We start from the raw sequence: 26721 nt of genomic DNA, 5'->3' as shown, positions 1-26721 counted from the left end.
GGTGAAGATCCGAACTAGTCGAGCGAGAGCGTGCCGGGACGACCACGCAGGGTCACAATCAGCGGCCGATGGTCGGAGAACGGCAGGCGGGGACTGGCCACGTCGACGACCCGGGGCAGCCGCTCGAACCCGCGCCGGTCGGCCAGCACATGGTCGAACTGCACCTGCGGGGCCGGCGACGGATACGTCGGTACCCCCGCCAGCCGATGCCACCCGGAGAACAGCCGCGGCAGCCCGCCCGGCAGGTTCAGGTCGGCCAGCAGCACCCGCGGGGCCGGCAGCGCCCGCAGGGCCCGGCGCACCAGCTGCAACTGCCGCACGTTCCAGCCCGGCACGAACGACAGGTGGGTCGTCGCGATCGTCATCCGCCCGATCGGCGTCGCGACCACGGCGGCCAGCAGGACCCGCGGCTCGTCGTCAAGCAGCATCATGCGCATTCGCGTAGGTCCGGCGTTGGCAGGTGCAGGCCGCTTTGGCGGTCCTGGGATCAGGATGGGTGCGCGCAGCGGCGCCGCCGGCAGCCGGGTGATCCGCCACTCGAGCACCGGAAAGCGGCTGATCAACGCCACGCCGTAGTGCGGGTCCGCCCCGTCGGCGTCCGCGTCGGTCGCGGCCCTGAAAGCTTCTCCGGGGGTACCGACGACAGCCGGCACGAACATCGCATGCCCGGCGCCGAGCGCGTCGGCCGCGAGCCGGGTCAGATCCGCATGTCCGCTGCGCGGCTGGGCCCGGTCGACCTCCTGCAGCCCGAGTACGTCGGCGTCGAGCCCGGCCATCGCCGCCCCGATCCGGCCGGTCTCGACCAGCCCGTCGGTGATGGAGCGTCCGTGCATGAGGTTGAACGTCCCGAGCCGCATAGCCCTATTTTGGCCGCCGGATCTTGTCCACCGCCGCCCGAGCGATCGTCTCCGTCTCCGCCCGGTCGACGCCCGGCTGCCCGAAGTGCACAATCGTGCAGGTCAGGCCGTCGACCCGGACCTCGACCAGATAACCGCTGAGGGCGTAGGCGTCGTCCCCGGCGCCACCGCCCGCCGTCATCGCGTACACCTGCTCGTCCGTCTCGTCCGCCTCGTCCGCGCCGAGGCTCGGAAAGTCGGGGACGGCCGAGACGCGGACGTTCGTCGTGGCCCCGTTACCGTCGGTGTCGGTGAAGCTCTGGCACGCTTTGGCCTGCTCGGCGAGCCGCGACGGCCGGCGGCTGAGGCTCTCGGCCAGGAACGGCCCGGTGTCGCCGGCCTCGAACCGCGCCACCTCGGCCCCGGGCGCCGGGCTACCGTCGCGGAAATAATCGAGCACCTCGTCGCACCCCTGGACGCTGGGGCTGCTGGCCGCACTCACTTCCGGGGTGGCATCGGGCGGGCTGAGGGAGTACCCCCCAGGAAGATCTTTTGCTTGGAGCAGTTTTCCCGGGCTTGACGAGGCGCTGGGGGCGGCGGCCGGGCTTCCGTCACTGCCGCAGCCGCCGACGAGTGCAGCAGCGCAAAGTAATACGGAAGGAAACCACCTGTGGCTCATAGTCGTCATGATGCTGGTTGGTTCCGGCCGAAACACGATAAATGCGGAGAACTCATGACGCTGGCGCGTCACGACTTCTCCGCATTTATCACGAAATTTCGTATCAAAGCTGGTCGCCGCAGTGGGAGCTGTGGTTGCTTTTCCCCTGTCGGGGGATAAATCGGATATGTCGTTGCGCGGAGCGTCCGACATATCTGGGGCCTCGTGGGCGCCGACCGTCGTGGTGCGGGAGCGTCGTGGTGCCGACCGTCGTGGTGCGGGAGCGTCGTGGTGCCGACCGTCGTGGTGCGGGAGCGTCGTGGTGCGGGAGCGTCGTGGTGCGGGAGCGTCGTGGTGCGGGAGCGTCGTGGTGCGGGAGCCTCGTGAGGCGGGCCGTCCGATGGGTCTGGGAGTGGGTTACGGGGCGACGGTCGGCTGGGAGCCCTGGTGGAGCGGGGTGCGCCGGCCGGTTGCGAGGTTGACGGCGGTGACCCAGGAGTGGCCGTTGTACGCGGCGGTCAGGACGCCCGTGCCGGTGCCGGCGTAGACCATCTCGCGGTCGTCGGCCTTGCCCACCTGGTGGCGGTTGGCGCCGGTGGTGTCGGCTTCGGTGACCGCGACCGCCTTGCCGTCGGCGTCGTAGCTGGTCCAGGCGACCTTCTTGCCGTCGGTGCTCCAGGCCGGGACCACGCCGAAGCCGCTGGTGCCGTTGCCGCCGCCGCCGTAGACGTCGATGGCGCGCTCGCCGCCCGTGGCGACGGTACCGATGCTGAGGCAGTTGTCGGCGATGCTCTCGCACTCGCCGCCGCGGAAGGCGATCTGGGTGCCGTCCGGGGACCAGGCCACGGCGTCGTCGGTGCGGAGGCGGTCGACCAGGTTGGCGGCCGGCGTCTCGGCCTCGGTGGACTCGGCCCGGGCGACCTGCGGGGCGGCCTGGTCGCGGCAGCTCTGCGGGAACAGCGGCTCGTCGGCCGCGCTGGTGCTGGTGGCCGTGGCGGCGACGCGGAAGACGCCGGGGCCGCCGGTGCAGGACAGGGCCGCGAACGCGAGCGACTGACCGTCGGGCGACCAGGCCGGGCCGCCGGCGGGGCGGTCGCTGACCTGGTGCTGGTGCTCGCCGTTGGCGTCCATCATCCAGACCGTGCCGTTGTGGAGGTACGCCAGCTTCGTGCCGTCCGGGTTGAACCGGGGGCGGGCGTTGCCCTCGTCGGCGGTGAGCCGGACCTCGGTGGCGCCGGTGCTCTTGTAGATCGCGCCGGCCCGGACGTAGGCGACCGTCTCGGTGCCGGTGGTGGCCGCGTGGGCGGTGGTGCTGTTGAGGAGGCTCGTCAGGCCGGCGATGCCGGTCAGACCGGCGATGGTCAGCGCCTTGGTGATCGTCTTGCCGTTCATCCGTGCCCCCCGTTGTGCTGTCTCATCCGTGCGACGCCTCGAACATCGGCGCAACCGTGCCGCACCTGAACGGTTCCCGGGCCGAAACTGCGATTTTTCCGCCGGTCGGCGAGCCTTCCAGAAATGTGCACTCGTAGTGCATACTTTTCGAGACCCTGTCTCACGCGCGAGGATCGGAGACGTGACTTCTTCTGAACTCAATCGCGTCGCCATCGTCACGGGCGCCGCGCGCGGCATCGGAGCCGCCACCGCCATCCGCCTCGCCGCCGACGGGCACGCCGTCGCCGTGCTCGACCTGGACGAGACCGCCTGCAAGGCCACCGTCGAGCAGATCACCGGGGCCGGCGGCCGGGCCATCGCCATCGGTGCCGACGTCGCCGACGCCGACCAGGTCGCCGCGGCCGTCGCGCGGACCGCCGACGAGCTCGGCCCGCCCGTCGTGCTGGTCAACAACGCCGGCATCATCCGCGACAACCTGCTGTTCAAGATGACCGACGGCGACTGGGACAGCGTCATCGGAGTACACCTGCGCGGGGCATTCTTGATGAGCCGGGCCGCGCAGGCCCATATGACCCAGGCCAAGTGGGGCCGGATCGTCAACCTGTCCTCCTCCTCGGCCCTCGGCAACCGCGGCCAGGTCAACTACTCCGCCGCCAAGGCCGGCCTGCAGGGCTTCACCAAGACCCTGGCGATCGAGCTCGGCCCGTTCGGCGTCACCGCCAACGCGGTCGCGCCCGGCTTCATCGCCACCGACATGACCGCGGCGACGGCGGCCCGGATGAAGGTCGACTTCGAGACGTTCCAGAAGGGCGCGGCCGAGCAGATCCCGGTGCGCCGCGTCGGGCGGCCCGAGGACATCGCGCACACGATCTCGTTCCTCGTCAGCGACGGCGCCGGCTTCGTGTCCGGCCAGGTCATCTACGTGGCCGGCGGGCCACTGAACTAGAGGGGCATGCCTTGAACACAGCGGACCTCGCCCGGGAGTTTCTCGCCGGTCATGATGCCGCGGCCACCGACCCGTTGGAGTTCCTGCGGGCACGGTTCGACGCGGGGCTGGCGTGGGTGCAGTACCCGCCCGGCCTCGGTGGCCTCGGCCGCCCCCGCGCCGAGCAGGCCGCGGTCGACCAGGTCTTCGCCGACGCGGGCGCGCCCGAGAACAACCCGCGCCGCATCGGCATCGGCCTGGGCATGGCCGCGCCGACGATCCTGCGCCACGGCACCGACGAGCAGCGGCAGCGGTGGCTCCGCCCGCTGTGGACCGGCGAGGAGGTGTGGTGCCAGCTCTTCAGCGAGCCCGGCGCCGGCTCCGACCTCGCCGGCCTGGCCACCCGGGCGGTCCGCGACGGCGACGACTGGGTCGTCGACGGCCAGAAGGTGTGGACGTCGATGGCCCACGAGGCCCGCTGGGCGATCCTGATCGCCCGCACGGACCCCGACGTGCCCAAGCACCGCGGGATGACCTACTTCGTGCTGGACATGACCGCGCCCGGCGTGGAGGTGCGGCCGCTGCGCCAGATCACCGGGGAGGCGGAGTTCAACGAGGTCTTCATCACCGGCGTGCGGATCCCGGACACGGACCGCCTCGGTGCAGTCGGCGAAGGCTGGGCGGTCGCGCAGACCACGCTCATGAACGAGCGCGTCTCGATCGGCGGCCAGGCCATCCCGCGCGAGGGCGGCACGATCGGCATCGTGGCCGACCTGTGGCGGCAGCGCCCGGAGCTGCACTCGCCCGGACTGCACGCCCAGCTGCTGGAGCTGTGGGTGCAGGCGGAGGCGGCCCGCCTGACCGGGGTACGCCTCCGCCAGCAGCTCGCGGCCGGCCAGCCCGGCCCCGAGGGCTCGGCGTCGAAGCTGCTCTTCGCCCGGCTCAACCAGGAGATCTCGGGCCTGGAGCTGGACCTGCTCGGCGAGGAGGGCCTGCGCCACGACGAGTGGACCCTGCGCCGCCCGACGCTTGTCGACTTCGCCGGCCGTACCGCCGGTTACCGCTACCTGCGGGCCAAAGGCAACTCCATCGAGGGCGGCACGTCGGAGATCCTGCGCAACATCGTGGCCGAACGGGTTTTGGGCCTGCCGCCGGAGCAGCGGGCGGACAAGGACATCGCGTGGAAGGACCTGCCGAAGTGACCGACCTCCTGTACTCCTCGATCGAAGAGGACCTCCGCGCGTCCGTACGCTCCCTGCTGTCGGACCGGGTGGACCTCTCCCGCCTGGAGTCTCCGGACCCGGTGGACCTCAAGCTGTGGCGCACGCTCGCCGCCGACCTGGGCTTCGCGGGCCTGCCGGTCCCGGAGGCGGCCGGCGGTGCGGGCGCCTCGTGGCGGGAGACGGCCGTGGTGATGGAGGAGCTGGGCCGCTTCGTGGCCCCGGTCCCGTTCCTGGGCAGCGCGGTCCTGGCCACCGCCGCCCTACCGGCCGACGACCCACTGCTGCCGGAGCTGGCCGGAGGCACCCGAACCGCGACCCTGGCCGTTCCACTGTCCACCTGGGAGAGTCCACAGTGGACTGTTAACGCGGCAGATGCCCATCTTTCGGGTACTGTCACCACGGTCGCCGACGCCCTGACCGCCGACGTGTTCCTGGTCCCCACCACGGCCGGCCTGTTCGCGGTCGAGTCGGTCAAGCGCACCCCGGTCGTCTCGCTGGACCTGACCCGCCCGGTAGCCGACCTCACCTTCGACGCCGCCGAGGCCCGCCTGGTCGCCCCCGACGCCTCCCCGCTGGTCTCCCGCGCCCTCCTGGCCGGGGCCGCGATGCTGGCGTCGGAGCAGCTGGGGATCGCCGAGTGGTGCCTGACAACAACGGTGGAATACGCGAAAACCCGCCGCCAGTTCGCCCGCGCCATCGGCTCCTACCAGGCCGTCAAACACCGCCTGGCCGACCTGTGGATCGCGGTCACCGAAGCCCGCGCGGTCGCCCGCTACGCCGCCGACTGCCTGGCCAACGACGACCCCGACCTCCCCGTCGCCGCCTCCCTGGCCCAGGCGTTCTGCTCCCCGGTCGCGGTCAAGGCCGCCGAGGAGTGCGTCCAACTGCACGGCGGCATCGGCTTCACGTGGGAACACCCGGCCCATTGGTACCTGAAGCGCGCCCGCGCCAACGCCGTAGCGCTCGGCTCGGCCGCACAACACCGCGCCCACCTGGCCGGACTGGTCGACCTCCCAGCCTGACACCGCTCAAACGGCCGCCCGCCCTGACCTGTGCGCAGGGCTGGCGGCCGAGCTTTGCGCTTCCAGATCAGCGCAGCGTCACTGCTGGCCGCGCCGGTGGAGGTGACGGTGCCGGGGGTCCACTTCGTGCAGGAGGACTCACGGACGAGATCGGGCGGGCGATCGCCGGTTGGATGGGCGCTGCGGTGGTGGCGTGAGCTTGGCCGGGGTGCAGGGGGCGGAGCCCCTTGCCCGGGGCGGGAGCGAAGCGGCTCCGGAATCCTCTTCTTCGCTTTTGGCTTTTCGGTCTTTGGCTTTTCGCTTCTGGCTTTCGCTTTTCGCTTTGGGCGTTCGTCGAAAGGCGCTTTCAGATCAGCAGTCGGGTCAGGGATTCGGCTACGCAGACGGGCTTGTCGTGGGCCTCGCGCTCGATTGTCACGCGGTTCTTCAGTTGAACCCAGCCGTCGCCCTTGTCGTCGGCGACCAGCAGTTCGAGGCCTGCGCGGACCTTCGCGCCGACCGGCAGCGGGGCCGGGAAACGGACCAGGTCCAGGCCGTAGTTGATGCCCATGCGGACATTCTCGACGCGATAGATCTGTGATACCAGCGTCGGGAGCAGGGAAAGGGTCAGGAAGCCGTGCGCGATCGTCGTGCCGAACGGGCCCGACGCGGCGCGTTCCGGGTCGACGTGAATCCATTGGTGGTCGCCGGTCGCTTCCGCGAACAGGTTGACCCGCTCCTGCGAGATCTCCTGCCATTCGCTGTAGCCGAGGTGCTCGCCGACCGCCGCCAACAGTTCGCCCGCGCTCGCAAAGGTCCGCATGGTCCTGATACTCAAACGGCCGGCCCCCACTTGCAAGGGGACCGGCCGCTTTGTGAGCAACTTGGATCAGGTGCCGATTTACTGCGGTCGTTCATCCCGCCCCGGTTGCGGCGGAATGACGACGGTGTCGTCGGGCGACGGCTGAGGCACCACGACCGTCGGCACATCGAGACCGGGGATCGGGCCGGGCGTCGGAGGAACAATTCTCGGGGGTACAGCCTGAGCCGGCGCCGCCACCGAAGCGGCCGCCTGCTCCTCCCGCCGTGCCGCGGCCGCCGCCTGCAGCCGGGCCGAGACCTCGGGGGCCTCCTGCTCCATCCGGCCGAGCCAGCCCTCCCAGCGCTGCTGCATCGGGCGGACCAGGCCGCCGCCGACCCCGACGATGAGGATGCCGGCCACCGTGGCCAGCACGGCGATGAGCACCGGGGTGGTGACGGCGGTGGCGATGCCGATCTGGTTGAGCGCGGCGATCACGCCGAGGCCCAGGATGAACCAGTACGCCACCGCGGCCAGCCCGCGCCCGTAGGCGAGGCCGCCCAGCGCGCCGGCGGCCAGGTCCCGCACGCCGGCCGCGATGGCCGCGGCGACCACGACGATGACGACGGCGACGACGGCCCGCGGCAGCCAGCGGACGACACTGTCGATGAGCTCGGAGACGGGGTTGGGGCCCCACACACCGAACGCGATCTGCAGGGTGAAGAGCAGCAGCGCGTAGTACACCAGCTTGGCCAGCAGGTCGTTCGCATTTGTCTTCGCGTTCTCGAGGGCTCGGCCGATGCCGCTACGCTCGGTGAGCCGGTGGAACCCGAGCCGGTCGAGCAGCTTGTGCACCGCGGTGCGGGCCAGTGTCGCGATCAGCCAGCCGACCAGCAGGATGACCACGAACAGCAGCAACGATGGGACAAATCGGACAATGTCGCCGAGGGCGTCACGGACGGACTCCATGCCCCCGGGTCATGCCCCAATAGTGATGTCTTTACTCATCCATGCCCGCGAGGCCCCGCGGACTCTCCCGTTCCCGGGCGTGCTCGGGGCCGCCGGCCAGCTGCTCGGCCAGCGTGACACTGCAGTGCTCGGTGGCGAAGTCGCCGAGGTCGTCCGGCTCGAACCCGGGGAACGACTCGACGACGACGACCGCGCGATCGGACTCGGTCATGGCTTAGTGATACCCCCTGGCCGACTGGGTATGAGCCGCACATGACCAAACCCGTGACCGGTGTGCTCTTTGATGTGGACGGCACCCTCGTCGACAGCGTGTACCTGCACGCCGTCTCCTGGTGGCAGGCCCTCCGCCAGCACGACCACGACGTGCCGATGGCCCGCATCCACCGCGCGATCGGCATGGGCTCCGACAAGATCCTCGACGCACTGCTCGGCCCCGACCACGACTCGTCCGCCGACGACGACCTCCGGGCCGCGCACTCGGCGCTCTACGCCCCCAACTGGCCGGCCCTGCGCCCGCTGCCCGGAGCCCGCCAGCTCCTCGGCACGTGTGCCGACAGGGGCCTCAAAGTGGTACTGGCCACTTCCGCTTCCCGCCCCGAGTTGGACGCCCTCCTCCGCTGCCTCGACGTCGACAGCGCCCTGACCGCCGTGACAAGCTCTGACGACGCCTCGGAGAGCAAGCCGGCCCCGGACATCCTCGAGGTGGCACTGGACCGCTCAGGCCTGTCCGCCGACGAGACGGTCTTCGTGGGCGACTCGGTGTGGGACGTGCACGCGGCCTCGAAGCTCGCCATCCCGTGCATCGGCCTGACCAGCGGCGGCCTGTGCGCAGCCGAACTCCTGGACCACGGGGCGGCCGCCATCTACGAGGACCCGCAGGATCTCCTCGATCATCTGGATGAGGCGCTGACGAGCGCTTTCCGCAAGGCGCTGGCTGAAACCGGCTGAGCAGAGCCAGGACCGGCTGGGCCGGGCTGAGACCGGCTGGGCCGGGCTGAGACCGGCTGGGCCGAGCTGAGACCGGCTGGGCCGAGCCGAGACCGGCCGTGGGGACGAAAAGTCCGAACACTTCGTGTCCTGGACTTTTCGCATTTATCGCCTGACGGGGGATAAGTCGGATAAGTCGAGCGAAGCGGGGTGCGTAGCGCCCGACTTATCCGGTTAAGGCCATCGGCGGCGAGGTGCGTTGCGACGGGAACTCGCCACGGCAACGCGGGTCGAACGAGAACAACGGCCGCCCTCTGCGCCGCGGCGACTTTGGGTTGGCGGCTTCGGCGTTGCGCTGGGGCTGATGGGCATGGGATCGCTCTGCTCGATGAATGGACGGTCCGCCCGGTTGGATTCGGCGGCGGTGAACATCTGCGGCGGCCGGCTGGTTGGCGGGGTGTGAGCCCTGGGGGCTGTGGTTATCGGGCCAAGGGGGACAGGTGGCGGGAGGCTTCGGGGAGGGGTTCGCCGACTGTGTTGAGCAGGGCTAGCCATAGGGCCTTCACGACGGTGGGGTCTTCGCCGCGGGACTGGTAGAGGGCGGTGAGCCAGTCGTTTGCTTCGTGCAGCAGGCGGGGTCGTCGGTCAGGAGGGTGGCTGACAGGGAGTGCAGGGCGTGGTCCACGGCGTCTTCGGCCAAAGCGGAGTCGCCGGGCCAGCGGTTGCGGGCCTGTTCGCGGAACTCGGCGAATCTCAGGACCAGTTCCGCATGCTCGTCCAGGCCGGCGGCTCGGCGGGTGAGCGTGTGGTCCGGCGGTGGTGGGGTTATCGCCGCCAGGGCCAGGACCGCGGTTCTCGCGTCGCGGGCCCAGGCGGTCGCGCCCAAGGACTTGGCCCTGGTGTCGTCCGCGCCGAACGCTCCGCCGCCGACCAGGACCGGGAGGCCCACCTCGCGGGACGCGTCGATCATGCGGCGGGCGGCCGGCAGGGCGGCGGCTACCGAGCAGCTGATGGCGACCGCGTCGGCGTCCACGTCGTCCAGGAAGCGGGCGAACTGGGCGGGGCTGGTCGAGGCGCCCAGGAACGTGGTGCGCCAGCCCGCCTCCTGCAGCGCGTAGCCGACCAGGCGGGCCGGCAGGCCGTGCCACTCGCGTTCGGCGCAGGCCAGGACCACGTGGCCGCGGGGGTTGGTGGGCTGCGGGATGCGGGCGCCCAACGCTATGGTCACCGACTCGCTGATCGCGGTGGCGGCGTGCTCGTGGGCGACCGTCCACTCGCCGGTGGCCCAGCGGAGGCCGACCTGCGTCTGGGCCGGAGCGACCACGTCCAGCAAGACGTCGACCGGGCTCTGGCCGGCGTCGACCAGCTCGGTGCACAGACGCAGTGCTCCAGCGCTGTCGCGGTCGGCCAGGCACTGGAAGTACCCCCGCTGCGTCATCCGGCCGCCCGCAGGGCCAGCACCGCCAAATCGTCGCGCTGGGCGGCGCCGGTGCCTTCGACGACCGCGATTTCGACGGCTTCGACCAACGGTTCCACGCCCGCCTCGGCGTAGTGCTGGACGAGGGCGGTGAGCCGGCGGGTGCCCTCGCGGACACTGCGCCCGCCGGCCTCGGTCACGCCGTCGGTGTAGAGGACGAGGGTGTCGCCGGGGGCGAGGTCGACGGTGGCCGGCTCGTAGGTGACGCCCTCGACGAGGCCGGCGGCCAGGCCGCGGACCGGGATCGGGGTGACGGTGCCGTCGGGGCGCAGCAGCAGCGGTGGCGGGTGGCCGGCCGAGGCCAGCTCGACCCGGAGGCCGCCCGGGGTGGGGGTGACCCGGCCGTAGAGGGCGGTGACGTACCGCCCGGAGGTCGTCCCGGCCAGCATCGTGTTGAGCGCGCCGAGGACGGCCGCGGGGGAGCGGTCGACGGCCGAGGCGCCGCGGACCGTGTGCCGGGCCTGGCCGGTGACGACGGCCGCCTCGACGCCCTTGCCGGAGACGTCGCCGAGGGTGAACGCCCAGTCGTCGTCGCCGCCCCAGACGTCGTAGAAGTCGCCGCCGATCTCGGCGTCGCCGGCCGCGGGGCGGTAGCGGGCGGCCAGTTCGACGCCGCGTAGTTTCGGCAGCTCCGGCGGGCGGAGGCTGTCCTGCAGGACGGACGCGACATGGGAGCGTTCGGTGTAGCGGCGGGCGGCGTCGACGGCCAGCGCGATCCGGACGGCCAGCTCTTCGGCGAGCCGGATGTCCTCGGTGTCGAAGCCGAGCCCGGCGCGCCGGGCCAAGGTCAGAGTGCCGAAGGTGGTACCGCGAGCCGTCAGCGGCACACCCAGAACGTCGGCCGGGCGCAGGGCTGAGACCTGTCCGCGCATGGCATCGTCGGGGACGAGTGCGGTCAGGCCGTCGGCGGTGACACCGTCGAGGCCGACGTGGAGGAGCTCGGTGCGGCCGGTGATGAGGAGGCGGGCGTGGGAGGCCGACGGGATCGGGCGGCGGGCCGCAGTGGGGACGCCACCGTCGAGCAGCGATGTGTAGGTGGCCTCACCGCGCGTGACGATCATGAGCTGGGCCCAGTCGGCGAGCTCGGGGACGCACGCCGCCAGCGAGCGTCTGACCGTGTGCACCAGGTTGAGGGATCCGGACACCTGGCGTCCGGCCTCGACCAGGTACGCGGCACGCATGTCACCGAGTGTTCCGCGCCAGCCGATCGAGGGCAACCTGGCCGTGCGTTTGAACTCCACCGATTGGGTACCCCAGACTGTTGACCAGTGAGTCAGGAAAGGAAGCCCTGGTGGTTGACGACGAGGCGATCTGGGAGCTGGAAACCCGCCGACATGAGGGCCGGGTGCAGGTGGTGCTGACCGGGGAGTTGGACCTCGACTCGGCTCCGAGCCTGCTCACGGCCGTGGTGAACGAGCTGGAGGCGGGGGCGACGGACGTCGTCATCGACCTGACGCACCTGTCGTTCATCGACTCCAGCGGCCTGGGCACGCTGGTCGGCTGCTGGCGGCGGGCGAAGAACGCGGGCGCGACGCTGGTCGTGGCCAACCCCAACGAGGACGTGCGGGTCACGCTGGAGATCACGGGGCTGGACCAGATCCTGCCGATCACCAACGAGCCGGTGGCAAACTGAACCCCTGATCCGGGGGTACTGCCTACACGGCGATCTCGGCCCAGACCGTCTTGCCGCCCTGGTGCGGGCGGACGCCCCAGGCCCGGGCCAGGGCGTTGACGATCTGCATGCCCCGGCCGGAGGTGCTGGTCAGGTTGTCGATCTCGGCGATCCGCGGCACCTGGTCGCTGCTGTCGCCGACCTCGATGATGAGCGTGTCGCCGCGGCGCAGGAGCCGCAGGACGGCCGGCGGCAGGCCATGGCGGAGCGCGTTGGCGACGAGCTCGTGGCCGACCATGACCGCGCAGCGGGTGAGCTGCGGCAGACCCCAGCCGTCAAGCGCCTGGGTGATCACGCGGCGGGCCGTGCGGGACTGGCCCGCCGGCACGTCGACCTGGATCGAATCCCCTTCCACGGTATTCATGGTGCCCTGTGGCGCTTACAAAAAACAGTCAGGTTTGCGCGACTCCACCCGTGGGCACACCGGAAGCCACTGATCGACGACTTACCGCCACGACGCCGGGGGGCCCGACGATGCTCGTTTACCCAGAGACCCGTACCCAGGACATTCGCACCGCGCTGATCGGGCGCCGCGAGGAGCTCGAGGCGGAGTACGTCGCGACGGTGGCCGAGATGACCCTCGCGGGCGTCGTCGACTCCGGTGACGACGTGGCCGACCTCGGCAACAAGGCGTTCGTCCGCGAGCAGGAGTTCGTCCTCGCGGAGTCGTTCCGCAGCCGCATGGAGCAGGTCGAGCGGGCGCTGGAGCGCCTCGACGCCGGGCACTACGGCACGTGTGAGACGTGTCACGGTGAGATTCCGGTGGCGCGCCTGGCCGCATTCCCGTCAGTCACGCTCTGCGTCTCCTGCAAGAGCCGCAGTGAGTCCCGTTACTAGGATCAGCGCCCGCTCGGCCGCGCTCTGCAGGTGCGGCAGGTAGTCCGGCGCCGACCCGGTCTGCGCGAGGTCCTCGGCGAGGAACGTCGTGTAGTTGAGGACCGCCCCGATGGCGTTCGACAGGTCGTGGGCGGCCGTGGTGACAGTGGCGCGCAGTGCGTCATCGCTCATCCGGCCTCCCTAGCGTCGTTCGCTGGCTAAAGTGAGTCCCGTTCGAAATTGTAACGGGGCGTATTCATATGGTAACTCTGGTCACAACCGTCCTGGTGGCGGCCGTGTTCTTGCGGGCGCTGGCGGGCTATGCGCGTGGCCGCGACCCGCTGCAGCGCGACACCGCCCTCATCTTCCTGCCGACGCTCGCCCTGTGCGTGAACGCCACTCTGCGCGAGTTCCATCGGCCGGTCCCGCTCATGGCGAGCGTGCTGGCGACGGCCCTGCTGCTGATCCAGCCCTACCTGACCCTGCGGCTCACCGCGCGCCTCGGCCGGGTGCCGCGCTGGCTCGAGGGCTCGCTGCTGGTGTTCCTGGTCGCCAGTGTCGTGGCGGTGAGCGCCGCGCCGCGGCCGCTGACCCAGCCCTACCTGGTGCTGCTCGCCGGAGCCTTCACGGTCACCGAGCTGATCGCCGGCACCATGCTGCTGCGGGCGGCCGCGCGCCGGTCCGGAGCGGGGAAGGCCCGGCTGCGGCTGGCCGCGATCGCCACCTACCTGTTCCCGGTGATGCTGCTGATGCTGTTCACCGCGGCGACCCAGTACTCGGGCCGGCAGGTGTGGTGGCAGCCGGGCGGGCGGCTCGTCGGGCTGGTCGCCGCGGTGCTGTACCTGCTGGCCTTCGTCCCGCCCGGCCGGCTGCGCCGGGTCATGTCGGCGACGGCGTGGTACGAGGCGACCGAGGATCTGCAGCGGCTGCCGGCCGACGTGAGCACCGGCCAGGTGTGGCGGCGCTTCGTGCAGGTGGTGCACGACACGACCGGTACCGACGCCGTCCTGCTCCTGGACGAACACGGCGAACGCCGGGCCGCGGTCTGCCGCTCCGGCACGCACCTGCCGCACGAGCGCCTCGAGTTCGACATGCACGCGCTCGCCACGGCCGGCCGCGCGGTCCGGCTGCCGAAGGGCCACCCGCTCGCCGTGGCCACCGGCACCCGGTTCGCGACCGCGCTGACGGTGCCGGAGATCGGCACGGTGCTGATCCTGGACCGCTACCGCGCGCTGTTCAGCGCCGACGACCTGCGCCTCACCGCCGTCCTGGCCGGCCAGGCCCGGGTGCTGGCCGAGCGCGGTGCGGTGCTGGCCGAGCAGCGCGACCTGGCCGACCGGCTGGCCACGTCCGTCGCCGCGCTCACCCACGCCAGCCAGGCCAAGAGCGACTTCCTGGCCGGCATGAGCCACGAGCTGCGGACGCCGCTCAACGCGATCATCGGCTTCAGCGACCTCATGCGGGCCGAGCGGCCCGAGGGTGACCGCCGCAGCGTGCCGGCGGAGTGGGTCGACCACGTGCACAGCAGCGGCCGGCACCTGCTCGGGCTGATCAACGACGTCCTGGACCTGGCCAAGGTCGAGTCCGGCCGGATGGAGCTCAATGCCGAGTCGATCTCGCTCGACGGGGCGGTGGCCGACATCATCACCACGCTGCGGCCACTCACCGATCGCAAAGGGCTGCGGGTGTACCTCGACGTCCCGGCGACGGCCGCGGTGCGCGCGGACCCGCTGAGGCTGCGGCAGATCCTCGACAACCTGCTCTCCAACGCCATCAAGTTCACGCCCGAGGACGGCCTGATCTCGATCACGGCCGTGCCGGGGCCCGAGGACGTGGCGATCACCGTGGCCGACAGCGGCATCGGCATCGAGCCGGCCGACCGGGAGCGGATCTTCGAGGAGTTTCAGCAGCTCGGCACCGCGACCCAGCGCAAGGCCGGCACCGGGCTCGGGCTCGCGCTGACCCGCCGGCTGGTCGAGGCCCACGGCGGCTCGATCGGCGTCGAGTCGACGCCGGGAGAGGGCAGCCGGTTCACGGTCCGCCTGCCCGCCGCCGACCTCCCGCAGGCCGGCCCCGGCACCGAGCCGGCGGCGCACGCCGGCGGCACCGCCCGGGGCCGGGTGCTCGTGGTCGACGACGACGCCCGCTCGGCCGAGCTGCTCCGGGCCTACCTGGCCGGGGCCGGCTACGAGGTGCGCACCGCGGCCAACGGCGAGGCGGGCCTGGCCGAGGCCGGCGCCTGGCACCCGGACGCGATCCTGCTCGACGTGATCCTGCCCGGCCTCGACGGCTGGGATGTGATCAAGCGCCTCAAGCACGACCCGGCGCTGCACGCCATCCCGGTCTTCTTCACCACGATCATCGACGACCGGCGGGCCGGGCTGGCCCTGGGCGCGGCCGACTTCTTCGTCAAGCCCGTCGACCACGACGCCATGCTGGCCCAGCTGGCCCGGCACATCATGCCCGCCCTGGCCCATGATTCGGCGTCGGTACTGGTGGTCGACCGCGACGACACCACCCGGGCGGTCGTCGAACGGCAGCTGACGGAGGCCGGGATCGACGTCGTCACCTGCGACGACGGCGCCGAGGGGCTGCGGCTCTCCCGCGACCGGCGCTTCGATCTGATCATCTGCGACCTGCAGATGCCGGACGTCGACGGGTTCGCGCTGCTCTCGGGCCTGGACCAGGAGCCGCGGACCCAGGGCATCCCGGTGCTCGCGCTCACCGCGCCCGACCTGTCCGACGCCGACCGGCGGCGGCTGACCGGCAAGGTGATCGGCACGGTGCCGCGCGGCTCCGCGGCCGACGGGGTCCGCGAGTGGATCGACCTGAGCGCCACGCCCGGTGTGCGGCAGAAGGGAGCGGCCCGGTGAGCACGGTCCTGTTGGTGGAGGATGAGGAGCTCAACCGCGTGCTCGTCCGGGCCATCCTGGCGCGCGCGGACACACCGGCAGTACACGATGCGGATCTGCTTGAAGCCGGGTCGATCGCCGATGCCCGCAGCGCGCTCGCCGCGCATGACGTGGACCTGGTCCTGCTGGACGTCAACCTGCCCGATGGCAGCGGGCTGTCGCTGGCGGCCGAGCTCAACGAGGCCCCCGCGCGGCCGACCGTGATCGCACTGACCGCGAGCGTCCTGCCGCACGAGAAGGCCGCGGCCATGGACGCCGGATGTGACGCTTTCCTGGACAAACCGTATGCGGCGGCGGATTTAGTATCCATACTCGCGAATCATTTAAGTTGATTATATGGGTTTGATCCCCGTCCCTGGCTGGGTAGGAGCCTCGACGCTCCACTCGTACCGGGGAAAGGGGAGGAACGGGTGCAGACACTCGCCGATGGGCTGCGCCTGCAGATGGACGCGATGGACTACGTCCTGCTGGCGCTCTACTTCATCACCGTCCTGGGGGTGGGCCTCGCCGCCCGCCGCTCCATCCGCAACAGTGTGGACTTCTTCCTGTCCGGCCGCTCACTCCCCGCCTGGGTGACCGGCCTGGCGTTCGTCTCCGCCAACCTGGGTGCCCTGGAGATCCTGGGCATGGCCGCCAACGGCGCCAAGTACGGCCTGATGACCGTCCACTACTACTGGATCGGCGCCGTGCCGGCCATGGTCTTCCTCGGCATCGTCATGATGCCCTTCTACTACGGCTCCAAGGTGCGCAGCGTCCCCGAGTTCATGCGGCGGCGCTTCAACCGCCCCGCGCACCTGCTCAACGCTCTGTCGTTCGCGCTCGCGCAGGTCCTGATCGCGGGCGTCAACCTCTACGCGCTCGCCCTGATCATGCAGGCCCTGCTCGGCTGGCCGCTGTGGATTGCGATCATCGTCGGTGCCGCCATCGTCCTGGCCTACATCACCCTGGGTGGCCTCTCCAGCGCCATCTACAACGAGGTCCTGCAGTTCTTCGTGATCATCGCCGGCCTGCTGCCCATCGCCATCGTCGGCCTGGTCAAGCTCGGCGGCATCGACGGGCTCTTCGACGCGGTCCGCAACAGCACCAAGCTCGGCGACGCCGGCCTGCACACCTGGGCCGGCACCGGCACCAGCGACAACCCGCTCGGCGCGCCGTGGTGGGGCATCGTGTTCGGCCTCGGGTTCGTGCTGTCCTTCGGCTACTGGACGACGAACTTCGCCGAGGTCCAGCGGGGACTGTCGGCCCGCAACATGAGCGCGGCCCGGCGCACGCCGATCATCGCGGCCTACCCGAAACTGCTGATCCCCTTCGTCACCGTCATCCCCGGGCTCGTCGCGCTGGTCACCGTCAAGGGGCTCGGTGCCGACACGGGTGACCTGCAGTACAACAACGCCGTCCCGCTGCTCATGCGCGACTTCCTGCCCAACGGTGTGCTCGGCATCGCCGTGACCGGGCTGCTCGCCTCGTTCATGGCGGGCATGGCGGCCAACGTGTCCGGCTTCAACACCGTGTTCTCCTACGACATCTGGCAGGAGTACGTCGCCAAGGACAAGCCCGACGGCTACTACCTGCGGGTCGGCCGCATCATCACCGTCGTCGGCGTCGTGATCGGCATCGGCACCGCGTTCATCGCGTCCGGCTACAGCAACATCATGGACTACATCCAGGCGCTGTTCTCGCTGTTCAACGCCCCGCTGTTCGGTGCCTTCATCATCGGCATGTTCTGGAAGCGGATGACGGCCTGGGCCGGGTTCTGGAGCCTGCTGCTGGGCACGGTGGCCGCGTTCATCACGTACGCCGGGTACAAGTGGTTCGGCTGGTTCACGTTCGGCTCCGACCTGGACGAATCGTTCTGGGGAGCCGGCATCGCGTTCGTGACCGTGGCCATCGTCGCCATCATCGTCACGCCGCTGACCCGGCCGAAGCCCGACTCCGAGCTCGACGGGCTCGTCTACGGCGTGGGCCGGCACGACCTGTCGGCCGACGCCATCGCCGGTGATACCGCCTGGTACCGCTCGCCGGTGCTGCTCGGCTCGGCCGCCCTGGTGCTGGCCTTCGCGTTCTACCTGCCGTTCCTGTAGGGGGTGTTTGCTATGACTGACGACTCGCAGAAGGTCGACACCGCCCGGGCGGCTCGGCTGTTCGACGTGCGCCGGGTGATCGGTGGGCTGTTCACGGTCTACGGGGTGATCGTGACGATCCTGGGGATCTTCGACTCGCAGGAAGAGATTGATAAAGCTGCGGGGGTACGGATCAATCTCTGGATCGGGCTGGGGATGCTGGTCCTGGGGCTGCTGTTCCTGCTCTGGCAGTGGCTCCGTCCCGCCGAGGCGCCGGAGACTTCGGACATCGCTCCCGCTGACGAAGTGCGGGAGTAGTACGCCGGCCGGGGGTGCAGGGGGCGGAGCCCCCGGCCCGGGGCGGGAGCGAAGCGGCTCCGGAATCCTGCGCATTTCGGATTTTTCGGATTTTTCGGTTTTAGGTATTGTTTGCGTTTTGTCGGGTTTGTGGGGGCGCCTCGTTTTCTGCGGGGCGCCGCCGGCCGTTCCAGGCCGTTCACAGCTGGTTTTCAGGGAAACCGCATCGTTGCGTCAGGTAGTGGCGGCAGGCTCGTAGTTGACAAGGGAACTCTGACGCAACTTGGAGCGAATCATGACGCGGCTGCTTGTGGTCGACGACGAGCCCGACATCGTCGAACTGCTCTCCGCGAGCCTCAAGTACCACGGGTACGACGTCGCCAGCGCCACCAGCGGCCGGCAGGCGATGGAGGAGGCCCGGAAGTTCCGCCCCGACATGATCCTGCTCGACGTCATGATGCCCGAGCTCGACGGCTTCGAGGTGCTGCGCAAACTCCGCGGCGAGGGCACCCGTGTGCCCGTCCTGTTCCTCACCGCCCGTGACGCCACCGAGGACAAGATCAAGGGCTTGACTCTGGGCGGCGACGACTACGTCACCAAGCCCTTCAGCCTCTCCGAGATCCTGGCCCGCATCCAGGCCGTCCTGCGCCGGGTGGCCGACCCGGCGGGCGGCGCGTCCGCGCAGACGTCCCGCCTGACGTTCGCCGACATCGAGCTCGACGAGGACACCCACGAGGTGTTCAAGGCCGGTCAGGAGGTGCAGCTCTCCCCGACCGAGTTCAAGCTGCTGCGATACTTTATGACGAACCCGGGCCGCGTGCTGTCCAAGGCGCAGATCCTGGACCACGTGTGGCAGTACGACTTCGGCGGCGACGCCGGCGTGGTCGAGTCCTACGTCTCCTACCTGCGCAAGAAGATCGACACCACCGAGCCCCGCCTCCTGCAGACCCTCCGCGGCGTCGGCTACTCGCTGCGGCTGCCACGCACATGAAATCCTGGCCGCTCCGCGTCAAGCTGGTCGTACTCATGCTCGTCCTGCTGGCAGCGGCCCTCGTGACAACCGGCACGGCCGGCGTCATCAGCACGCGGGACTACCTGATCGACCGCGTCGACGCCCAGCTCCTGGACAGCGTCAGCCAGGAGACGGGCACGTGCGACGGCCTGCTGTCGGCCAACCCGTTCAAGGGCGGCAACGGCGGCCCGGCCGGCGGCGGCCCGGTGCGCGCCCCGGTCCAGCGCAACGGCTACTACGTGATGTGCACCCTGGCCGACGGTACGTTCGCCCAGAGCAACTTCAACCCGAACGCCAGCGACCCCGACAACCGCCCGGCCGTCCCCACTTCCTGGGAGGCCGTCAGCGGCGGTCTCGCGAAGCTCTCGGACAACACCGCGGGCAGCTACGCCACCGTCGATCCGGTCAACGACAGCGGCCACAACTGGCGAGTCCTCTACGCCTACCAGGTCACCCTCGACCCGCACGGCAATGTGCGGCGCCACAGCCCGGTCGTGGTCGCCATCAGCCTCGACGAGGTCGACAGCACCGTCTCCCGCCAGGTGGTGATGAGCGCGACGATCGGCGGCTTCGTCCTGCTGGTCCTGGCCGTCGTCGCGTACCTCCTGGTCCGCTCCAGCCTCCGCCCCCTGGTCGAGGTCGAAGAGACCGCGGAGGCGATCGCGGCCGGCGACCTGAGCCGCCGCGTCCCCGAGGCCGACCCCCGCACCGAGGTGGGCGGCTTGGCGCAGGCGCTCAACACCATGCTGGGCCAGATCGAGACCGCGTTCGACGAGCGCCGGGCCTCGGAGGAGGCCGCGCTGGCTTCCGAGCAGGCCGCCCTGGCTTCCGAGCAGTCGGCTCTGGCCTCGGAGGGCCGGATGCGCCGCTTCGTCGCCGACGCCTCCCACGAACTGCGCACCCCACTGACCTCGATCCGTGGCTTCGCCGAACTCCACCGCCAGTCGGGCCAGAACGACGACAACATCCGCCGCATCGAACACCACGCCACCCGCATGGGCCTGCTGGTCGACGACCTGCTGCTGCTGGCCCGGATGGACCAGCAGCGTCCGCTGGAGAAGAAGCCGGTGGACCTGCTCTCGTTGGCCACGGATGCCTTGATCGACGCCCGGGTGACCGCCACCGACCACCGCCTACGTCTCCGTACACCGAACAGCGAAGACGCCGACGCCGACACGGAAGCTCCCATCGTCCTGGGCGACGAGACTCGCCTGCGCCAGATCCTGCAGAACCTCCTGTCCAACGCCTTGAACCACACGCCGGCCGGCACCGAGGTGACCGTCTTTGTGGGCACGGAGGGCGACCAGGCAATCCTGGAGGTGGCCGACAACGGCCCCGGCATGACGGAGGACGACGCGGCAAGGGTCTTCGAACGCTTCTACCGCACCGACCCGAGCCGGACCCGAGCCCTGGGCGGCTCCGGCCTGGGCCTGTCGATCGTCGCGGCCTTGGTAGCCGCCCACGGCGGCAACGTCTCCTTGAAAACCGCCCCCTCCAAGGGCGCCACCTTCCGCGTGGAACTCCCCTTGCTCCGCTGACCCCGCGCAGCCGCCCGCCGTGGCATCCTCCGGAGGAGAACTTGCATCCGGTGATCGATGCGATGCGGGGGCGTGGCTGGCCGCGTGCCGGCGGCCCCTAGCAGCGTGCCAACGCGTGCCGACCGTGGCTGGCGGCGTGCATGGCAGCGTGCATGGCAGCGTGCCGGCCGTGGCTGGCGGCGTGCCTGGCAGCGTGCCGGCCGTGGCTGGCGGCGTGCGTGGCAGCGTGCCGGCCGTGGCTGGCGGCGTGCCTGGCGGCGTGCCGGCCGTGGCTGGCGGCGTGCGTGGCAGCGTGCCGGCCGTGGCTGGCGGCGTGCCTGGCGGCGTGGTTGGCGGCGTGCGTGGCAGCGTGGTTGGCGGCGTGCTGGCGGCGTGCCCGTCAGCGTGCGTGGCAGCGTGCCGGCTGTGGCTGGCGGCGTGCGTGGCAGCGTGCTGGCGGCGTGCATGGCTGCGTGCCGACAGCGTGCGTAGCTGCGTGCCTGGCGGCGCCGGACCGGCCGGTGGCGGGGTCGAGGGCGCAGCCTAAAGACTCACCTCGACCAGCCCGGTCTCATACGCGACGATCACTAACTGCGCCCGATCCCGCACCTCAAGCTTGGCCAGAATCCGCCCGACATGCGTCTTGACGGTGGCCAGACTCAACCCAAGATGCGCGGCGATCTCATTGTTGGAAAGCCCGAGCCCAACCAGCCTGAGCACCTCTTTCTCCCGCTCGGTAACCCCGTCCAACCGCCGCGGTATCGGCCGCTCCGGCCTGGGCCGCCGAGCAAACTCAAAAATGAGCCGCCGAGTAACCGAGGGCGACAACAACCCGTCCCCAGCCGCCACAACCCGGATAGCGTTCAGCAACTCGGCCGGCGGCGTGTCCTTCAACAGAAACCCACTGGCCCCCGCCCGCAACGCCCCATAGACGTACTCATCCAGATCAAACGTGGTAAGCATCAGCACCTTCACACCGCCCAGCTCCGGATTCCCCGAGATGAGCCGAGTCGCGTCAATCCCGTTCATCTCCGGCATCCGAACGTCCATGAGCACCACATCAGGCCGCACCTCAGCAACAAGCCGCACCGCCTCACTCCCGGTACCAGCCTCCCCTACGGTCGTGCAGTCCCCACTGAGGTCAACCAACGCCCGAAAACTCCCCCGCAGCAACGCCTGATCGTCCGCAATCAACACCCGAATCAAGCCACACCCCCAGCCGGCAGCAGCGCCCGCACCGAGAAGCCGCCTTCGGCCCGCGGCCCGGCGCTGAACGTCCCTCCGTGCAGCGCCACCCGTTCCCGCATCCCGATCAGCCCGTGCCCGGTCTTGGTCCCGCTCGTGCGCGCGGGCCGCTTCCCGTCGTCGTCGACCTCGATCTGCACCCCGTCCGCGCGTACCACGATGTTCACCTGACACCGAGCCGGCGCCGCGTGCTTGACCACGTTGGTGATCGCCTCCTGCACGATCCGGTACACCGCCAGCCCAACCGACTCCGGTGCCTCCTCGACCGCCGGCTCCGTGGGCCGGTCCATGTTGAGCTCAACTTCGACTCCACCCATCGAGGCGAGTTCGACGAGGGCCGGGATGTCGTCGAGGCCGGGCGCCGGTGCGTACGGCGTGTCCTCCCGCAGCATGTCCAACACCCGCCGCACCTCGAGCATCGCGGCTCGACCGGCTGTCTCGATGACCTGAAGTGCGTCGCGGGCCTCGCGCGGGTCGGCCTCGGCGACGTGGTTGCCGATCGAGGCCTTCACCACGATCAGCGTCATGGTGTGCGCGATGACGTCGTGCAGTTCCCGAGCCACCCGGAGGCGCTCTTCGACGGTCGCCTGCTGCACCAGTTGGTCGTTGCGCTGGGCGGCTTGCGCACGTCGCTCGCCCGCCGCGTATCCGATCATGCTGGCGAACGAAATGACGAGCATGGCCAGCAGGAAGGCCAGCACCCAAGGAGGGGTGTCGTCGTTCGGCGAGGTGTTGGGTTCTCCGAGGACCATCGGTCCGGCCAAGCTCCCGCCGACCAGCACTGAGCTGGTGAACATGAAGAAGAAGGCCTTCAAGTCCCGTGCGATGGAACTGAACACATAGAAAACCAGTGCCAGCGCGAACAACGGGGCGACTGCCGCGAACGCCGGAATGATCTCGAAGGCCAGTCCTACCACCGCCGCGACCGTCGCCGTGCCGGCCGACCGGTATGGCCAGCGCCGCCGGGTGGCGACTGGCAGGCCGATCGCCAAGGCGATGAACATTGATACCCAGAAGGGCTCGTCGGGGGTACCGTCCGTCGGCACTGCCCGCGCCGCCCAGTAGCAAAGCAGCGTGGAGGCCACGGCGCCGACAGCGTCGAGCGCGTAGAGACCTCTCAGCGTCAGCCGCCTGGTGATGAGCGGGGGGAGTTCCATGCGGACGACGGTAGTGGGTTGGCTGGGTTTGCGCGTCGGCCTGGGAGCCGTCATACCCAGGTATGAGAAGCAGGCCGTTTTGCGCTCGGCGTACCACAGTAGGCCGAACGAAAAGTGTCCATCCCAGTCCGATGCGCGAGGTCGGCCCGGCACGGGATCGTTTCGGCCATGACGACGACGCAGACCGTTGTTTTGGATGAGGTCCGAGCCGCCTACGGTGACGGCGACCGGCAACTCGTCGCGCTCGACGGTGTTTCGGTGGCATTCGAGCGCGGCACGTTCACGGCGGTGATGGGTCCGTCGGGGTCCGGCAAGTCGACACTGCTGCATTGCGCGGCCGGTCTCGATCGCCCGGTCGGCGGCTCGGTGGTGGTTGACGGCGTTGTGCTCAACGATCTCTCGGAGGACGGTCTCACCCGGCTGCGGCGCGACCGGATCGGGTTCGTTTTCCAGGCGTTCAACCTGGTCTCGACTCTCACCGCCGAGCAGAACGTCTCCCTGCCGATACGTCTGGCCGGGCGCCGTCCACCGGCTGCTGACGTGGTGGCCGCACTGACCGCGGTCGGGCTGGCCGATCGGCTCCGGCATCGCCCGAGCGAGCTCTCCGGCGGTGAGCAGCAGCGGGTGGCCGTCGCACGGGCACTGATCAGCCGCCCGGCGGTCGTGTTCGCCGACGAGCCGACCGGTGCTCTGGACAGCGCGACGTCACGGCAGATCCTCGATCTGCTCCGCGCACTCGTCGACGAGCACCGGCAAACGGTGGTGATGGTGACCCATGACCCGGTGGCCGCCGCCCGCGCCGACCGGGTCGTGTTCCTCGCCGACGGCCGCGTCGCCGACGACATCCGGCACCCGCTCACGGCCGAGGAGATCGCGGCCCGGACCACGCACCTGGAAGACCAGAACGGGCCGGGGACCACAGGGTCGGGCACCGAGGCGCAGCGGTGGGGCGCGGGCCACCTGGGGGAGTCGTGGTGAAGATCCGCCGGATGGGCGGCGCGCTTGTCGCGGTGGCGATCGGAGTCGCGCTCGTCGTGCTGGCGCTGCTGCTGCTCGTCGCGGGCCGGCCGAAGACTCCGGATCGGCTGGCCGGCGCACCGGTTCTGGTCCAAGCGCCGCAGAGCGGAAGTCCGGCCGAGGCCTTTCCGCCGACGGTGCCGTGGTCGGCGGCCAAAGCGGATGAGCTGAGTCGACGCCTCGACGCGGTAGCTGGCGTCGCGCTCGCCGTGCCTGACCGAGTCTTCTATGTGCAGGCACTGGTCAATGGGCGGCCACCGGTGGTGGAGGGGCAGCGGCAGGACACGTACGAAGGGCATGGATGGTCCTCGGCTCGGCTCGGTGGGCTCGCGCTCGTGGCCGGAGCACCTCCGCGGGGACCGGGTGAGGTCGTGGTCGACCAGCACCTCGGCATTCAGCCGGGGGGCTCGGTGACGCTGCTGATGGCGACCGGGCCGGCGCGATACACGGTGAGCGGGCTCGTCGATGCGCCCGGCTATCTGGTCGCGGACGACGTGGCGGCGCAGCTGGCGCCCGGCGTGCGGGCGATCGGGCTGGTGCTCGAGCCGGGCGCGGATCCGGGCACTGTCGCGGCGGCCGCGCGCGAGGCTGTCGGAGGCGACGGGAAGGTGCTCAGCGGCGACGAGCGCGGAGTGCTGGAGCCACGGGACGACGCACGTGCGCGGTGGATCGGCATGCAGGTGCTCACCGGGGTGTCGGCGCTCGCCGGGTTCGTCACAGTGTTCGTGGTGGCGTCGACGTTCGCGTTCACGGTCGCGCAGCGGAGGCGGGAGCTTGGGCTGCTGCGAGCGGTCGGAGCTACGCCGCGGCAGGTGCGGCGGATGGTGTTCGGTGAGGCGCTGCTCGTCGGTGGCGTCGGGGCTGTGCTCGGAGTGATCCTCGGCGCTGCGGTCGCGCCGGTGGTGGGGCGGCTCCTGGTCGGGGCGGGGCTCGAGCCGGCGACTTATGAGGTGCGATACAGCGTGCTGCCGCTCTTGGTCGGGCTGCTGCTCGGACCGGTGGTCGCGCTGCTCGGGGCGTGGTCGGCGGCCCGGCGGGCAGCGCGGGTGCGGCCGTTGGAGGCGTTGCGGGAGGCGGCTGTCGAGCAGCGGCCGATGGGGCGGCTCCGGTGGGGTGTCGGCGGAGCGCTGGTGGTGTTGGGGATCGCGTTTGCCGTGGGGACGGCGACTGCGGACGATGCGCAGGATGGGGCCTCGTTCGCGCTGTACAGCGCGATTGCCCTGGTGAGCGGGATGGTGGCGCTGGCACCGGCTGCGGTACCGCCGATCGTGCGGCTGTGGCAACTGCCGTTCCAGCGTGGCGGGGGCGCGGTCGGCCTGCTGGTGCGGCAGGGGGCGCTCACTGCGGCTCGGCGGACGGCGTCGACGGCCGCACCCGTGCTGCTGACCGTGGCCTTTGCGGTGCTCGTCGCCGGGATGGTGCAGACGACGACGGCGGCGTATGCGTCGGGGCGGGCCGCCGACGTCGACGCCGGAGATGTGCTGGTGCCGGACCGGACGCCGGGGTTGTCCGACGCAGCCGTAGCGGGGGTGCCAGGGGCGGCGATGCTGCCGACCACGGTGTTCGCGCCGGATGAGGCGAGTGGTCTGCCGATGCGGGCGTGGAGTGCGCTCGGCGTGGACACCGCGGCGTTCAACAGGGCCGATCGAGGGGCTCAGGTGATCTCCGGGTCGCTCGCCGAGCTGAGCGGCGCGGACACTGTTGTGGTGTCGGAGTCGGCGCATCGCGCGGTGGGGGACGCCTACGCGGTGGTGTTCGCGGACGGGGAGCTGGTGCCGCTGCGGGTCGTGGCGGTGGTGGCCGATCGGTCGATACGGGCCGATGTGCTGCTGGATCGGCAAACCGTGCGACGGCATGATCTGTCGGCGTTGACGTCGGCCGTGTATCTGCCTTCCGAGGGGTCGGTCAGCGTGCCGACCGGTGTCGGGGCGCGGGTGGTCAGCCTGGTCACGTGGGCGGCTGAAGCGGACAGCGCCGAGGACCGGCTGGTGTGGGTGTTCACGCTGATGCTGATCGCCGTGTCGGCCGGATACGGAGCGATCGCGGTCGCGAACACGCTGCTGATGGCGGCACAGGGGCGCGCGGCCGATCTGCGGGTGATGCGGCTGGCGGGGGCGACTCGGCGGCAGGTGGCCGGGTACGTCGCGGCGGAGTCGGTGCTGGTCGTGCTCATCGGGGCGGTGCTCGGCGGAGTGGTCGCATTCGGGGCGCTGGTCAGCATCCGGGCCGGGCTGAGCCAGCAGGTCGGAGCGGCGGTCGAGCTGGTAGTGCCGTGGTCGGTCATCGGTGGAGTCGTTGCGCTGTGTCTGGTGCTGGCGCTCCTGGCCGGCGTGCTTCCCACTCGGCGGATGTTGCGCGAGCGGGCGATTCGGATGTCGTCATGAGCAGTGACAAGTGCTGCGGGGGCGTCGGTGCTGGGCGGTGTGCGCGTCGGGCGGATGTTGCGCGAGCGGGTGATTCGGATGTCGTCATGAGGAATGGCAAGTGCTGCGGGGGCGTCGGTGCTGGGCGGTGTGCGCGTCGGGCGGATGTTGCGCGAGCGGGTGATTCGGATGTCGTCATGAGGAATGACAAGTGCTGCGGGGACGCCGGCGCCGGGCGGCGTGCACGTCCGGCGGTGGACTCCTCGCTGTGCGACGCCAGCATCGCCTCTTCCGTCAGGACCGCCTCTTTCGTCAGCGTCGTCTCTTCCATCGGCATCGCCTCCTCCGGCTTGACCGTGAGGGTCCGGGTCCGGTGGTCGGTGCTAGCGGACAATGCGGTTCGACTCATCGAACAGCCGAACGCCCGCCGGTGTCCGATGTGGACA

At 70.5% G+C, this 26721-nt stretch carries 27 protein-coding genes; 15 read left to right on the top strand and 12 right to left on the bottom strand.

Annotation, left to right across the window (positions count from 1 at the left end):
* Positions 1-14: 14 nt before the first annotated feature.
* The 3 genes from ACIA8L_RS53580 to ACIA8L_RS53570 all read right to left on the bottom strand — a co-directional run bounded on the left by ACIA8L_RS53580 (position 15) and on the right by ACIA8L_RS53570 (position 2886).
* Entirely contained in the window at positions 15-857 is an 843-nt protein-coding gene (locus ACIA8L_RS53580; protein ID WP_395917579.1) for an endonuclease/exonuclease/phosphatase family protein, read from the bottom strand.
* Positions 858-861: 4 nt separating this feature from the next.
* Positions 862-1338: a hypothetical protein gene (locus ACIA8L_RS53575; RefSeq protein WP_395917577.1), complete on the bottom strand. Its 477-nt coding sequence runs from the start codon at positions 1336-1338 to the stop codon at positions 862-864.
* Between the two features lie 573 nt (positions 1339-1911).
* Positions 1912-2886 (bottom strand): hypothetical protein, encoded by a 975-nt coding sequence (locus tag ACIA8L_RS53570; protein WP_395917575.1) that lies wholly within the window; start codon positions 2884-2886, stop codon positions 1912-1914.
* Positions 2887-3067: 181 nt separating this feature from the next.
* Here ACIA8L_RS53570 and fabG point away from each other — a divergent pair, with 181 nt between their 5' ends.
* From fabG to ACIA8L_RS53555, 3 genes are read left to right on the top strand one after another with little or no spacing between them, the layout of a single operon-like run.
* Positions 3068-3832, top strand: a complete 765-nt coding sequence (gene fabG, locus ACIA8L_RS53565; RefSeq protein WP_395917574.1) for a 3-oxoacyl-ACP reductase FabG — start codon at positions 3068-3070, stop codon at positions 3830-3832.
* A gap of 11 nt (positions 3833-3843) precedes the next feature.
* A complete protein-coding gene (locus ACIA8L_RS53560) occupies positions 3844-5013 on the top strand; it encodes an acyl-CoA dehydrogenase family protein (RefSeq protein ID WP_395917572.1) in 1170 nt (389 codons plus the stop codon).
* A complete protein-coding gene (locus ACIA8L_RS53555; RefSeq protein WP_395917571.1) occupies positions 5010-6056 on the top strand; it encodes an acyl-CoA dehydrogenase family protein in 1047 nt (348 codons plus the stop codon). The genes ACIA8L_RS53560 and ACIA8L_RS53555 overlap by 4 nt, the downstream gene beginning before the upstream one ends.
* Before the next feature lie 346 nt (positions 6057-6402).
* Here ACIA8L_RS53555 and ACIA8L_RS53550 read toward each other — a convergent pair whose 3' ends face one another.
* From ACIA8L_RS53550 to ACIA8L_RS53540, 3 genes are all read right to left on the bottom strand, one after another.
* Positions 6403-6858: a MaoC family dehydratase gene (locus tag ACIA8L_RS53550; protein ID WP_395917569.1), complete on the bottom strand. Its 456-nt coding sequence runs from the start codon at positions 6856-6858 to the stop codon at positions 6403-6405.
* 78 nt (positions 6859-6936) lie between these two features.
* Positions 6937-7803, bottom strand: a complete 867-nt coding sequence (locus ACIA8L_RS53545; RefSeq protein ID WP_395917567.1) for a hypothetical protein — start codon at positions 7801-7803, stop codon at positions 6937-6939.
* Between the two features lie 31 nt (positions 7804-7834).
* Complete coding sequence (locus ACIA8L_RS53540; protein ID WP_395917565.1) at positions 7835-8014, bottom strand: hypothetical protein; 180 nt, start codon at positions 8012-8014, stop codon at positions 7835-7837.
* A gap of 41 nt (positions 8015-8055) precedes the next feature.
* Here ACIA8L_RS53540 and ACIA8L_RS53535 point away from each other — a divergent pair, with 41 nt between their 5' ends.
* Positions 8056-8751, top strand: coding sequence for an HAD family hydrolase (locus tag ACIA8L_RS53535; RefSeq protein ID WP_395917563.1), 696 nt, complete (start codon positions 8056-8058; stop codon positions 8749-8751).
* A gap of 541 nt (positions 8752-9292) precedes the next feature.
* Here ACIA8L_RS53535 and ACIA8L_RS53530 read toward each other — a convergent pair.
* The gene (locus ACIA8L_RS53530; RefSeq protein WP_395917561.1) at positions 9293-10168 is read right to left on the bottom strand and encodes a B12-binding domain-containing protein; all 876 of its coding nucleotides are present in this window, start codon (positions 10166-10168) and stop codon (positions 9293-9295) included.
* Positions 10165-11388 (bottom strand): PP2C family protein-serine/threonine phosphatase, encoded by a 1224-nt coding sequence (locus ACIA8L_RS53525; protein ID WP_395917560.1) that lies wholly within the window; start codon positions 11386-11388, stop codon positions 10165-10167. Before ACIA8L_RS53525 ends, ACIA8L_RS53530 begins: the two co-directional genes overlap by 4 nt.
* 110 nt (positions 11389-11498) lie before the next feature.
* Here ACIA8L_RS53525 and ACIA8L_RS53520 point away from each other — a divergent pair, with 110 nt between their 5' ends.
* On the top strand, positions 11499-11840 hold the full coding sequence (locus tag ACIA8L_RS53520; RefSeq protein ID WP_395917558.1) for an STAS domain-containing protein: 342 nt from the start codon (positions 11499-11501) through the stop codon (positions 11838-11840).
* Positions 11841-11862: 22 nt separating this feature from the next.
* On the opposite strand, the gene ACIA8L_RS53515 is transcribed toward ACIA8L_RS53520, so the two are convergent.
* Positions 11863-12234: an ATP-binding protein gene (locus ACIA8L_RS53515; protein ID WP_395917557.1), complete on the bottom strand. Its 372-nt coding sequence runs from the start codon at positions 12232-12234 to the stop codon at positions 11863-11865.
* A gap of 119 nt (positions 12235-12353) precedes the next feature.
* Here ACIA8L_RS53515 and ACIA8L_RS53510 point away from each other — a divergent pair, with 119 nt between their 5' ends.
* A complete protein-coding gene (locus ACIA8L_RS53510) occupies positions 12354-12716 on the top strand; it encodes a TraR/DksA family transcriptional regulator (protein WP_395917556.1) in 363 nt (120 codons plus the stop codon).
* Here the strand turns inward: ACIA8L_RS53510 and ACIA8L_RS53505 are convergent.
* Positions 12666-12887 carry a hypothetical protein gene (locus ACIA8L_RS53505; protein WP_395917554.1) on the bottom strand — a complete coding sequence of 74 codons (222 nt, stop codon included), beginning with the start codon at positions 12885-12887 and terminating at the stop codon, positions 12666-12668. The genes ACIA8L_RS53510 and ACIA8L_RS53505 overlap by 51 nt on opposite strands.
* Before the next feature lie 68 nt (positions 12888-12955).
* On the opposite strand from ACIA8L_RS53505, the gene ACIA8L_RS53500 reads away from it, so the two are divergent.
* The 7 genes from ACIA8L_RS53500 (at position 12956) to ACIA8L_RS53470 (ending at position 21040) form a co-directional block, all read left to right on the top strand.
* Positions 12956-15568: a response regulator gene (locus ACIA8L_RS53500; RefSeq protein WP_395917552.1), complete on the top strand. Its 2613-nt coding sequence runs from the start codon at positions 12956-12958 to the stop codon at positions 15566-15568.
* Positions 15565-15939, top strand: coding sequence for a response regulator (locus ACIA8L_RS53495; RefSeq protein WP_395917550.1), 375 nt, complete (start codon positions 15565-15567; stop codon positions 15937-15939). The genes ACIA8L_RS53500 and ACIA8L_RS53495 overlap by 4 nt, the downstream gene beginning before the upstream one ends.
* Before the next feature lie 111 nt (positions 15940-16050).
* Complete coding sequence (locus ACIA8L_RS53490; RefSeq protein ID WP_395917599.1) at positions 16051-17688, top strand: sodium:solute symporter family protein; 1638 nt, start codon at positions 16051-16053, stop codon at positions 17686-17688.
* A gap of 12 nt (positions 17689-17700) precedes the next feature.
* Positions 17701-17985 (top strand): hypothetical protein, encoded by a 285-nt coding sequence (locus ACIA8L_RS53485; RefSeq protein WP_395917549.1) that lies wholly within the window; start codon positions 17701-17703, stop codon positions 17983-17985.
* Between the two features lie 274 nt (positions 17986-18259).
* Positions 18260-18955: a response regulator transcription factor gene (locus tag ACIA8L_RS53480; RefSeq protein ID WP_395917547.1), complete on the top strand. Its 696-nt coding sequence runs from the start codon at positions 18260-18262 to the stop codon at positions 18953-18955.
* Positions 18952-20514 carry a sensor histidine kinase gene (locus tag ACIA8L_RS53475; protein ID WP_395917545.1) on the top strand — a complete coding sequence of 521 codons (1563 nt, stop codon included), beginning with the start codon at positions 18952-18954 and terminating at the stop codon, positions 20512-20514. Before ACIA8L_RS53480 ends, ACIA8L_RS53475 begins: the two co-directional genes overlap by 4 nt.
* Positions 20515-20629: 115 nt before the next feature.
* Positions 20630-21040 (top strand): hypothetical protein, encoded by a 411-nt coding sequence (locus ACIA8L_RS53470; protein ID WP_395917543.1) that lies wholly within the window; start codon positions 20630-20632, stop codon positions 21038-21040.
* Here ACIA8L_RS53470 and ACIA8L_RS53465 read toward each other — a convergent pair.
* Together ACIA8L_RS53465 and ACIA8L_RS53460 are read right to left on the bottom strand one after the other, a co-directional pair.
* A complete protein-coding gene (locus tag ACIA8L_RS53465; protein ID WP_395917542.1) occupies positions 21037-21699 on the bottom strand; it encodes a response regulator in 663 nt (220 codons plus the stop codon). The two genes, ACIA8L_RS53470 and ACIA8L_RS53465, sit on opposite strands and share 4 nt — an antisense overlap.
* Complete coding sequence (locus ACIA8L_RS53460; protein ID WP_395917540.1) at positions 21696-22730, bottom strand: sensor histidine kinase; 1035 nt, start codon at positions 22728-22730, stop codon at positions 21696-21698. Before ACIA8L_RS53460 ends, ACIA8L_RS53465 begins: the two co-directional genes overlap by 4 nt.
* Positions 22731-23063: 333 nt before the next feature.
* On the opposite strand from ACIA8L_RS53460, the gene ACIA8L_RS53455 reads away from it, so the two are divergent.
* Positions 23064-23873, top strand: coding sequence for an ABC transporter ATP-binding protein (locus ACIA8L_RS53455; RefSeq protein ID WP_395917539.1), 810 nt, complete (start codon positions 23064-23066; stop codon positions 23871-23873).
* Positions 23870-26296: an FtsX-like permease family protein gene (locus ACIA8L_RS53450; RefSeq protein ID WP_395917537.1), complete on the top strand. Its 2427-nt coding sequence runs from the start codon at positions 23870-23872 to the stop codon at positions 26294-26296. The genes ACIA8L_RS53455 and ACIA8L_RS53450 overlap by 4 nt, the downstream gene beginning before the upstream one ends.
* Positions 26297-26721: the final 425 nt, after the last annotated feature.

It is taken from the genome of Dactylosporangium sp. NPDC051541 (assembly GCF_044454505.1).
GTDB lineage: Bacteria > Actinomycetota > Actinomycetes > Mycobacteriales > Micromonosporaceae > Dactylosporangium.
This window is presented reverse-complemented; position numbering and strand designations above follow the sequence as displayed.

Coding starts and splice junctions, on each gene's coding strand:
- ACIA8L_RS53580 (WP_395917579.1), bottom strand. CDS start 857: ATGCGGCTCGGGACGTTCAACCTCATGCACGGACGCTCCATCACCGAC.
- ACIA8L_RS53570 (WP_395917575.1), bottom strand. CDS start 2,886: ATGAACGGCAAGACGATCACCAAGGCGCTGACCATCGCCGGTCTGACC.
- ACIA8L_RS53550 (WP_395917569.1), bottom strand. CDS start 6,858: ATGCGGACCTTTGCGAGCGCGGGCGAACTGTTGGCGGCGGTCGGCGAG.
- ACIA8L_RS53545 (WP_395917567.1), bottom strand. CDS start 7,803: ATGGAGTCCGTCCGTGACGCCCTCGGCGACATTGTCCGATTTGTCCCA.
- ACIA8L_RS53540 (WP_395917565.1), bottom strand. CDS start 8,014: ATGACCGAGTCCGATCGCGCGGTCGTCGTCGTCGAGTCGTTCCCCGGG.
- ACIA8L_RS53535 (WP_395917563.1), top strand. CDS start 8,056: ATGACCAAACCCGTGACCGGTGTGCTCTTTGATGTGGACGGCACCCTC.
- ACIA8L_RS53530 (WP_395917561.1), bottom strand. CDS start 10,168: ATGACGCAGCGGGGGTACTTCCAGTGCCTGGCCGACCGCGACAGCGCT.
- ACIA8L_RS53525 (WP_395917560.1), bottom strand. CDS start 11,388: ATGCGTGCCGCGTACCTGGTCGAGGCCGGACGCCAGGTGTCCGGATCC.
- ACIA8L_RS53510 (WP_395917556.1), top strand. CDS start 12,354: ATGCTCGTTTACCCAGAGACCCGTACCCAGGACATTCGCACCGCGCTG.
- ACIA8L_RS53505 (WP_395917554.1), bottom strand. CDS start 12,887: ATGAGCGATGACGCACTGCGCGCCACTGTCACCACGGCCGCCCACGAC.
- ACIA8L_RS53500 (WP_395917552.1), top strand. CDS start 12,956: ATGGTAACTCTGGTCACAACCGTCCTGGTGGCGGCCGTGTTCTTGCGG.
- ACIA8L_RS53490 (WP_395917599.1), top strand. CDS start 16,051: ATGGACGCGATGGACTACGTCCTGCTGGCGCTCTACTTCATCACCGTC.
- ACIA8L_RS53485 (WP_395917549.1), top strand. CDS start 17,701: ATGACTGACGACTCGCAGAAGGTCGACACCGCCCGGGCGGCTCGGCTG.
- ACIA8L_RS53480 (WP_395917547.1), top strand. CDS start 18,260: ATGACGCGGCTGCTTGTGGTCGACGACGAGCCCGACATCGTCGAACTG.
- ACIA8L_RS53475 (WP_395917545.1), top strand. CDS start 18,952: ATGAAATCCTGGCCGCTCCGCGTCAAGCTGGTCGTACTCATGCTCGTC.
- ACIA8L_RS53455 (WP_395917539.1), top strand. CDS start 23,064: ATGACGACGACGCAGACCGTTGTTTTGGATGAGGTCCGAGCCGCCTAC.